The sequence below is a fragment of the Coralloluteibacterium thermophilum genome (assembly GCF_042654365.1).
Taxonomy (GTDB): domain Bacteria; phylum Pseudomonadota; class Gammaproteobacteria; order Xanthomonadales; family Xanthomonadaceae; genus Coralloluteibacterium; species Coralloluteibacterium thermophilum.
In genome coordinates, this window is record NZ_JBHSGG010000012.1 from 1 (window position 1) to 7,393 (window position 7,393).

Here is a 7,393-nt window from a genome sequence, read left to right on the forward strand (position 1 = left end):
GCGTGCGGGTGATCTTCCAGTGGTTCGACGAGCGTCCTTCGGAGCGACCGGCATGAGCCCCACCGCGAACGCCACCCCGAACTGCTACGCCCTCGCATGCCCGCCGGACGGCACGGACTACTGGGAGCGCGCGAGCGATGCGCTGCTGTCGCTGCCGCTGCACATCACGGATCGCTGCCGCGAGGCGCTGACGGAGCGGATCGCTCAGGACCTGCAGGAGCAGGCGGACCAACAGGACTACGAGCTGCGCGCCGAGCGTGCGGCTGACTTGAGGAGTGCCGCATGACCGCCCTCGCCCACTACCGGCAGGCGCTGATCGCGTCTCGCGTCGAGGACCCGCTGTTCGGCTGCGATGCGATTGCTGACCTGTTCTGTCGCGGCAACGCGCGCCCGTCCGCCAAGGCCATCGCAGTACTGCACGCGCTGCGGGACGGCGATGTCGCCGAGGCCGGGCACCTCCTCAACCTCGCATGGCGCGAGGCCGCCACGACCGCGGTCGACGAGCTGATCGCGGACGAGGAGCTGGACCTCCCTCCCCTCACCCCGCCGCCGATGCCGGTGGCGCCCTGCACACAGACCGGAGACTGAGCATGTCCAATGTCGTCCCCATCACCGCAGCGTACGCCTGCACCGAGGCCAAGGCCCGTGGCGTGCTGGCCGCGGTCAACATCGCCGCGCGGCAGCTCGGGTACTCGGAGCATCTGGCCTACCGCGCCGGCCGCAAGGCTGCGCGCATGGTGCGGGAGCGTCGGGCCAGCCCCGCGATGATCGTCGCGATGGCGAAGCGCGAGCTGCGCGACCAGCGAGAGCCGGAGGTCGCATGACCCGCCTCGGCCTCCGCATGTGCATCCAGTCCGCGCTGATCGCCACGTGCGTGCTGATGTGCGTCAGCGCCGCAACCGGTGGCATGCCGTGGCTCGCGCTGCTGGCACTGCTCGGCGCGGTTGTTGCGGTTGTCGAGCTGCTCGGGGCGCTGCTGATCGTGCACCGCGTCTGGCACCGCACGCATCCACCCCGGCAGCGGCGCACATCCCGGGCGGCGTAGCGCCGCTGCCAACTTCCACGGCCCTGCCCGCGCGCCGCTCCCCACGGCGCGACGGATCCCCACCGCTGTGGGCAGGGCCTCCTTCTTCCAACACCGCGCCGGGCGGTACCCGGCAGAGGACGCATGACTCAGATTGCCATCTACGAAGAAGCGATTGGCGCCGCGCAGAAGGAGTTCGTCCGCATCGCCAATGGCGCGCTCGACTACTCCGCAGAGCAGATCTTCGCAATCCAGGCGCTGACCAAGAACGAGTTTGCGACGCGCGTCGCGAAGCAGAACCCCGTGTCGGTCGAGCTCGCAATGCTCAACGTCGCCGGCACGGGCCTGACGCTGAACCCAGCGCACGGCTACGCGTACCTGGTGCCGCGCGATGGAGCAATCGTGCTCGACATCAGCTATCGCGGCCTGATCAAGATCGCCACGGATACTGGCTCGATCATGTGGGCGCGCGCTGAGCTGGTCTACGCAGAGGACGAGTTCGCCTACAACGGGCCTGCGGCGATGCCAACGCACCGATGCAACCCGTTCTCCAAGGAACGGGGCGAGCTGGTCGGCGCCTACTGCGTGGCAAAGACGCACGAGGGCGACTTCCTGGTCGAGACGATGCCGGCCGCCGAGATCTACAAGATCCGCGGGAAGTCGATGTCCTACTCCAAGGGCAAGTCCAGCCCGTGGACGGAGTGGTTCGAGGAGATGGTGCGCAAGACGGTCATCAAGCGCGCCAGCAAGACCTGGCCGCACACCGAGCGCATGGGCCGGATGCTCGACGCCATCGAACTCGCGAACAAGGCCGAGGGCGACTACGACCTCAGCGGCGCGGCGACGGAGACCATCAGCGACGCCCAGCAGGCCACGATCATCGACGAGCTGGATGCTGCCGGGAAGGACCGGGAGGCACTGTTGCGCTGGCTCAAGGTCGAGACGCTCGCGGACATCCCCGCGAAGCGCTACGACGAGGTCATCGCAGCGATTCGGAGGGCCGCAGCATGAGCGGCATGAGCGATGAACTGGTCATCTACGACTGCGAGCAGGGCTCAGACGAGTGGTTCCAGGCGCGGCTGGGAATCCCGACCGCATCAGAGTTCGCCACGGTGGTGGCGCAGGGTCGCACGAAGGGCGCTCCCAGCGTCACGCGGCGGAAGTACCTGCTCACCCTCGCTGGTGAGGTCATCACCGGCGAGATCGCGGACAAGTGGGAGGGCAACCGGCACACCGAGCGCGGGAAGGTGATGGAAGCCGAGGCGCGGGACGCCTATGCGTTCCTGCGCAGCGTGACGCCCATGCCGGTGGGGTTCATGCGTCGCGGACGCGCCGGAGCCAGCCCCGACAGCCTGATCGGAGACGACGGCCTGCTGGAGATCAAGACCAAGCTCCCGCACCTCCAGCTCGACGTACTGGAGCGCGACGTGCTGCCCGCCGAGCACGTCGCCCAGGTGCAGGGCCAGCTCATGGTCAGCGGACGCGCGTGGTGCGACTTCGTCAGCTACTGGCCCGGACTGCCGCTGTTCGTGAAGCGGGTCGAGCGGGACGACGCATACATCCGCGTGCTCCGGACCGAGCTCGCGCGGTTCCTCGCGGAGCTGGACAGCTACGTCGTGCGGTTCCGGCCGCAGGAGGCCGCATGAACATCTGCGATCTGTCCATTCCGCGAAGGAGGCGAGTTTTGGTCGCGCTGAATCCGGTCGGCAAGACGCGCCTGACTGCGCGCGAGATCGCCGAGCGAATCGGCGAACCTGGAGAGACAAAGGTTTCCTTCACAATCGGGGTTCTTCTCCGCGAAGGGTTCATCGATACCGTCTCGCAGAAGCGCCCGTACGTTTACGTGGCGCGAGCGGAGCGGTGCCAAGAGCGTCGCGCCGCAGATCTTCGGCGCCGACTGGAGAGAAACCGCAAGAAGGGGATCCGGCCGCTCCAGGAGTATCTGGCCCAAGTTGCGGCGGAGAAGCTGGAGCGCGACCGAGAACGCGAGCAGAAGCGTCGAGAGCGTGCCGCGAAGGCCAAGCCGAAAGCGGTCCGCGCGATCAAGCCCCGGCCGAAGCCGAAGGCCAGTCAGGGAATCTCGATCCCGCCCCGTGCCCGCTACATCACCGAGCCCGCGCCTGTGCTGGTGCGAGCCGAAACCGTCGAGGAATGGATGGCGCGCACCGGGCAACAGCCGGAAGTGCTGCCGCCCGGCGCTGTGTCGAAACCCATTTGGAGGACTGCGGCATGACCATCGACAAGAACGAGGCGGATAGCTGCATCAACCGGCTTTTTGCTCACGGCCGCGTACCAGAAGCCAACATGCTCCGCTCCCTGCTAGCCGAGAACCAGTCGCTGAAGGCCGAACTCGCCAAGCGGGACGCCGCGTCTGCTGCCGGGGTGCCGGAGGGGTGGGCGTTGGTGCCGCGTGAGCCGACGAAGGAGATGCTGGACGCGACGCGGCAGCGTGGGCCCGCCGGCTTGGAATGGTCGCTCGGCGTCGTGGGCTATTCGTCCTTGCTCGCAGCAGCCCCGACGGAGGCCGACCGATGAACGACAACACGAAGCCCGCGCAGTTCCGTANGAGGCGCTGCGCTACGGACTGACAGAGGAGTGGATTGCGAGCGGCGCGATGCGCAAGAAGCTGGATGAGGCGCAGGCCGAACTCGCCAAGCGGGACGCCGCGCCTGCCGCCGGGATTCCGGAGGGATGGGCTGAGGCATATAGAGCATTCGTAGGCGCGTTCGACACGCCGACAGCTCGAATGCAGGACGACAGCGAATATGCAAACGATGCTCGCGACCGCCTTCGTGCGCTGAATGATCGCTTCATCGCAGCAGCCCCGACGGAGGCCGACCGATGAACGACAACACGAAGCCCGCGCAGTTCCGTAAGAAGCCCGTCGTAATTGAGGCGGTGCAGTTCACCAAGGCCATGGCAGAGGGTCACGAGCCCCTTCCTGATGGGGTCCAGATGGCAGCTCGCAATCTAGCAGCGGGCGGGCAATTCCCTGAGTATGCGAACGACGGGAAATTCCTCACCAACTACTCCACCTGCCACCAGCACTTCATCGCCACGCCGGAGGGGCAGATGGACGTGCAGATCGGTGACTGGATCATTCGTGGCGTCAAGGGCGAGTTCTACCCGTGCAAGCCGGACATCTTCGCGGCCACCTACGAACCGGCGGACACGAAGCCCGCGCGGGCGGATAGCGTCGAGCGCATTGCGGCTCTACTGTGTGAGGAAGCCACCGGTAGGTCATGGACCGTGGCTGGTATTGAGTACGTCGGCCCTGACAGGACTTACTACCGGAACCTTGCGCGCAAGGTGGTCGCCCTCACCCAGCAACCCGCAGCCGACGCCGAGTGGATCAAGCATCCGCAGACCATCGAAGCGAAGTCGCAGTGGGACGCTGTAGCGCAGGCGCTTGGCGCGGACAGGGATGACCCCGACGCTGTGTTGGCTGCTGCACGTCGGGCCCGGCTGTCCGCAGCACCGCAGGCCGTTCGCACGTCCGATCCGCTGCCGGAAGGCCACCCGGAGACCATCGCTGCGGCCAAGGCATACATCCGCGATTGGTGCCCCGACCACGTTCGCGATTACGTAGCGTCGCTGGCAGCACCGCAGGCCGCGGAGCCGGTGGCGGAGGTGTCGCTTCACGACGGCCTGCTTTACGGAAAGCTCAATCGCGATCTGCCCGTTGGCACGAAGCTCTGCGTCGCCCCGCCCGCTGCGAGCACGCCGCAGGCCGCGGAGCCGGTTGCGTATCCGACCGGCAGTGACCGAGAGGTTCTGCTGTACCTGATGCAGCAATTCGACATCGAAACGTGGCAGTGCCCGCAGTGCGGACACGCCGAGGACTGCGCGACGATGGACAGCGCCGATTATCTTCGGTCCTACCTTGCCACTCACGCCGCCCCGCCCGCTGCGAGCGAGGATGTGCCGCTCGGAGCCATCGAGAACGGCCGTGCTTTCGCGGATCGTCTGGAGGTGTATCCGTTCGAGAGCGTCGGCGGTGACCTGCGCCAGTGCTGCGATTGGCACGAGTTCCGGCGTTGCTTCGAGCATCTAGCGCAGTGGGCGCTGGGCCGCGCCGCCATGCAGCAGGAGAGCGGCCGATGATCGAGCGCCTGAAGTGGCTGCTGGCACCGAAAGAAATGCGTGCGCTGCACCGCTATCGTGTCGCCTGCGGCCTGGCCCATCAATGGAACAGCCAGATCCACGCGTCCTCCGCTACTGCTGAGTGGATCGGCCAAGTCGGCGAGGGCACGCGCGGCATGGACATCGAGCAGTTCCGCGAACGCCTGCGGACCATGCACGACTACGCCCGCGCCTGTGTCAAGCACGCCACCGCCGCACAGGCTGCCGAGATCAAGGCGCTGCGGACCATCGCCGGATGCGCCTACCAGATGGCGGGGGTGCACGACGCGCCCGAGATCTGGCTGGACCGGTTGAGCGAAGCAGCGAACGGCGAACCGCTGCCGGACCCGGACACCATCTCCGACGAGCTGCTTCCCTACCAGCCGGAGGCCGTGTGCGATGCAGAGATCCGCGCGCGCAAACTGGAGGTCGAGATCGAGGCGCTGCGGGCGGAGATGGGCGAGCTGCACATGAGCGCACAGCGGCGCGACCAGTACGCGGCCGAGAAGGCAGCCCAAGCCGCCGACGCCATCGCCCGAGCCGAGCGGCTGGCGGAGGCGTTGCGGGAGTATCGACACGCTCCGAAGTTCAGCCGCGACCATGCCGCTATCAAGCGGACGGTTGAGCTTGAAGATGAAATTGACGCCCTGCTGCGCGAACAGGAGGAAGGCCGTGGATGAGTTGACTATGAGCCAATTCGCTAGCAAGGACGACTTGCTGGCAGCGCAGGCCGCACGTATCGCAGAACTCGAAGCCGCCCTCGAAGCGGCGCGGGAGGATGAATGGAGGCCGATTGAGACGTGCCCGAACGCCGATCGCGTCGTGATGTTCTGCGATGAGCGCCAGAACATTTGGACGGACTGCGCATGGGACAGGTCTGCCGCCGCGACTGGCTTCTACGCCACCCACTGGCGTCCGCTCCCCGCGCCACCCGCCGTCGACCAGGCGCGCGGAAATGCGGTGGGCGGTCCAGTGAGCGTCACTCTCAACGCCGCCGAGGCTAAGAGGTGCGGGGGATGAGCCGGAGGAAGCATGGGAGCAGCTGAGAAACTCCTGACGTTCGACGAGGCGGCGGAGCGGTGCTCATGCTCCGCTAGGACCCTGCGCCGGGCGGCCGCCGCTGGCGAGCTAGCAGTGGTCCGCCTTGGCTCGGGACCGAAATCCGACCGTATCCACCCCGATGATCTGCGCGCCTACTGGGCCCGCAAACGAGTGAAGTCGTGCCAGTCAAAAAACGCGCCAATGGCAGCTATCAAGTCACCATCTGTTTTGGTGGGCGAACGCTTAGAAAAGCTTCTCGGCACTGGAGCTACCAAGACGCAAAGCACTTCGAACGCCAGTGGCTCGCGTCCGTCAAGGACGCTGCGGCTGGTCGCGAGCCGGAAAGGCTGATCGAAGAAGCGTTGGAGCGCTGGCTAACGGAGCACGTGCCGCGGCTCGCATCGGCGCGCCAGACCCGCAACCACTGCCGCATGCTGCTGCCCTTCATCCGCGGCAGGAAGCTCACCGAAGCACCTCAGGTGTGGGCCGAGGTCAAAGCAGCGATGCAGGGCAAGGCGGCGGCTACGGTCAACCACAAGGGCCGAATCCTGCGCCAGGTCTGCCGGGCAGCACTGCTGGAGTGGGGCTGGATGGACCGTCCGGTGGCGATCAACCTGCTGGCCGAGACGCCGCGCGAGCGGTTCCTGACGACCGAGGAAGTCGAGCGTCTCGCGGCGGCCTGTCTGTCGGACGAGGCGGCCGGTTACGTCATGCTGGCGGCGTACACCGGGATCCGGCGCGGCCACCTGCTGCGGCTCACGCACCACGACGTGCAGGGCGACTTCATCCGACTGGACCGCTCAAGCAAGACGCGCACGCTACAGATGGTCCCCCTACACCCTAAGGTCAGAGAGCTCGCAAAGCGACTGCCGCTGGGCATCGGCGACCGGAGGCTCAAGGAGGAGTGGACGGCAGCCCGGGCGGCTACAGGGATCGACTGCCGCTGGCACGACCTGCGACACACATGCGCATCATGGCTCGTCCAGGCGGGCGTGCCCCTGTATGTTGTCGGTGAGTTCCTCGGTCACAGCTCACCGACAGTGACAAAGCGATATGCTCACCTCTCCCCGCAACAGCTAGTAGACGCGATCAGTCGGATCGCCTGAAACGGTGCAGTTTTTGTGCAGTAGGTGAGTCTCCTGACGCCCTTTCTGTCCGCCACTGTCCGTTAAAGATCAGTGACTTACCGATGGCGCCGAGAACTCA

At 66.5% G+C, this 7,393-nt stretch carries 13 protein-coding genes and 1 pseudogene; all 14 read left to right on the forward strand.

The window, feature by feature from the left end:
• A partial coding sequence (locus ACFO3Q_RS04710) for a hypothetical protein (RefSeq protein ID WP_377003486.1) occupies positions 1-286 on the forward strand: 286 nt, incomplete at its 5' end.
• Positions 283-588, forward strand: a complete 306-nt coding sequence (locus ACFO3Q_RS04715) for a hypothetical protein (RefSeq protein WP_377003487.1) — start codon at positions 283-285, stop codon at positions 586-588. The genes ACFO3Q_RS04710 and ACFO3Q_RS04715, both read left to right, overlap by 4 nt.
• Before the next feature lie 2 nt (positions 589-590).
• Positions 591-824, forward strand: a complete 234-nt coding sequence (locus ACFO3Q_RS04720) for a hypothetical protein (RefSeq protein ID WP_377003488.1) — start codon at positions 591-593, stop codon at positions 822-824.
• Complete coding sequence (locus ACFO3Q_RS04725) at positions 821-1,045, forward strand: hypothetical protein (protein WP_377003489.1); 225 nt, start codon at positions 821-823, stop codon at positions 1,043-1,045. The genes ACFO3Q_RS04720 and ACFO3Q_RS04725 overlap by 4 nt, the downstream gene beginning before the upstream one ends.
• Positions 1,046-1,168: 123 nt before the next feature.
• Positions 1,169-2,035, forward strand: a complete 867-nt coding sequence (locus tag ACFO3Q_RS04730) for a recombinase RecT (RefSeq protein ID WP_377003490.1) — start codon at positions 1,169-1,171, stop codon at positions 2,033-2,035.
• A 5-nt stretch (positions 2,036-2,040) separates the two neighbouring features.
• Positions 2,041-2,670, forward strand: coding sequence for a lambda exonuclease family protein (locus tag ACFO3Q_RS04735; protein ID WP_377003491.1), 630 nt, complete (start codon positions 2,041-2,043; stop codon positions 2,668-2,670).
• Positions 2,667-3,257 (forward strand): winged helix-turn-helix domain-containing protein, encoded by a 591-nt coding sequence (locus tag ACFO3Q_RS04740; protein ID WP_377003492.1) that lies wholly within the window; start codon positions 2,667-2,669, stop codon positions 3,255-3,257. The genes ACFO3Q_RS04735 and ACFO3Q_RS04740 overlap by 4 nt, the downstream gene beginning before the upstream one ends.
• The gene (locus ACFO3Q_RS04745; RefSeq protein ID WP_377003493.1) at positions 3,254-3,559 is read left to right on the forward strand and encodes a hypothetical protein; all 306 of its coding nucleotides are present in this window, start codon (positions 3,254-3,256) and stop codon (positions 3,557-3,559) included. The genes ACFO3Q_RS04740 and ACFO3Q_RS04745 overlap by 4 nt, the downstream gene beginning before the upstream one ends.
• Positions 3,560-3,638: 79 nt before the next feature.
• Positions 3,639-3,869 (forward strand): hypothetical protein, encoded by a 231-nt coding sequence (locus ACFO3Q_RS04750; RefSeq protein ID WP_377003494.1) that lies wholly within the window; start codon positions 3,639-3,641, stop codon positions 3,867-3,869.
• A complete protein-coding gene (locus ACFO3Q_RS04755) occupies positions 3,866-5,128 on the forward strand; it encodes a hypothetical protein (protein ID WP_377003495.1) in 1,263 nt (420 codons plus the stop codon). Before ACFO3Q_RS04750 ends, ACFO3Q_RS04755 begins: the two co-directional genes overlap by 4 nt.
• Entirely contained in the window at positions 5,125-5,826 is a 702-nt protein-coding gene (locus ACFO3Q_RS04760; RefSeq protein ID WP_377003496.1) for a hypothetical protein, read from the forward strand. The genes ACFO3Q_RS04755 and ACFO3Q_RS04760 overlap by 4 nt, the downstream gene beginning before the upstream one ends.
• Positions 5,819-6,166, forward strand: a complete 348-nt coding sequence (locus ACFO3Q_RS04765; RefSeq protein ID WP_377003497.1) for a hypothetical protein — start codon at positions 5,819-5,821, stop codon at positions 6,164-6,166. The genes ACFO3Q_RS04760 and ACFO3Q_RS04765 overlap by 8 nt, the downstream gene beginning before the upstream one ends.
• Positions 6,167-6,178: 12 nt before the next feature.
• A pseudogene (locus tag ACFO3Q_RS04770) lies at positions 6,179-6,343 on the forward strand (excisionase family DNA-binding protein); the annotation flags it as partial.
• Between the two features lie 23 nt (positions 6,344-6,366).
• A complete protein-coding gene (locus tag ACFO3Q_RS04775; protein WP_377003498.1) occupies positions 6,367-7,293 on the forward strand; it encodes a tyrosine-type recombinase/integrase in 927 nt (308 codons plus the stop codon).
• Positions 7,294-7,393 lie beyond the last annotated feature (100 nt).

What these genes read in the sequence shown, in the direction of transcription:
- ACFO3Q_RS04715 (WP_377003487.1), top strand. Translation starts at nt 283, where the DNA reads ATGACCGCCCTCGCCCACTACCGGCAGGCGCTGATCGCGTCTCGCGTC.
- ACFO3Q_RS04720 (WP_377003488.1), top strand. Translation starts at nt 591, where the DNA reads ATGTCCAATGTCGTCCCCATCACCGCAGCGTACGCCTGCACCGAGGCC.
- ACFO3Q_RS04725 (WP_377003489.1), top strand. Translation starts at nt 821, where the DNA reads ATGACCCGCCTCGGCCTCCGCATGTGCATCCAGTCCGCGCTGATCGCC.
- ACFO3Q_RS04730 (WP_377003490.1), top strand. Translation starts at nt 1,169, where the DNA reads ATGACTCAGATTGCCATCTACGAAGAAGCGATTGGCGCCGCGCAGAAG.
- ACFO3Q_RS04735 (WP_377003491.1), top strand. Translation starts at nt 2,041, where the DNA reads ATGAGCGATGAACTGGTCATCTACGACTGCGAGCAGGGCTCAGACGAG.
- ACFO3Q_RS04740 (WP_377003492.1), top strand. Translation starts at nt 2,667, where the DNA reads ATGAACATCTGCGATCTGTCCATTCCGCGAAGGAGGCGAGTTTTGGTC.
- ACFO3Q_RS04745 (WP_377003493.1), top strand. Translation starts at nt 3,254, where the DNA reads ATGACCATCGACAAGAACGAGGCGGATAGCTGCATCAACCGGCTTTTT.
- ACFO3Q_RS04750 (WP_377003494.1), top strand. Translation starts at nt 3,639, where the DNA reads ATGCGCAAGAAGCTGGATGAGGCGCAGGCCGAACTCGCCAAGCGGGAC.
- ACFO3Q_RS04755 (WP_377003495.1), top strand. Translation starts at nt 3,866, where the DNA reads ATGAACGACAACACGAAGCCCGCGCAGTTCCGTAAGAAGCCCGTCGTA.
- ACFO3Q_RS04760 (WP_377003496.1), top strand. Translation starts at nt 5,125, where the DNA reads ATGATCGAGCGCCTGAAGTGGCTGCTGGCACCGAAAGAAATGCGTGCG.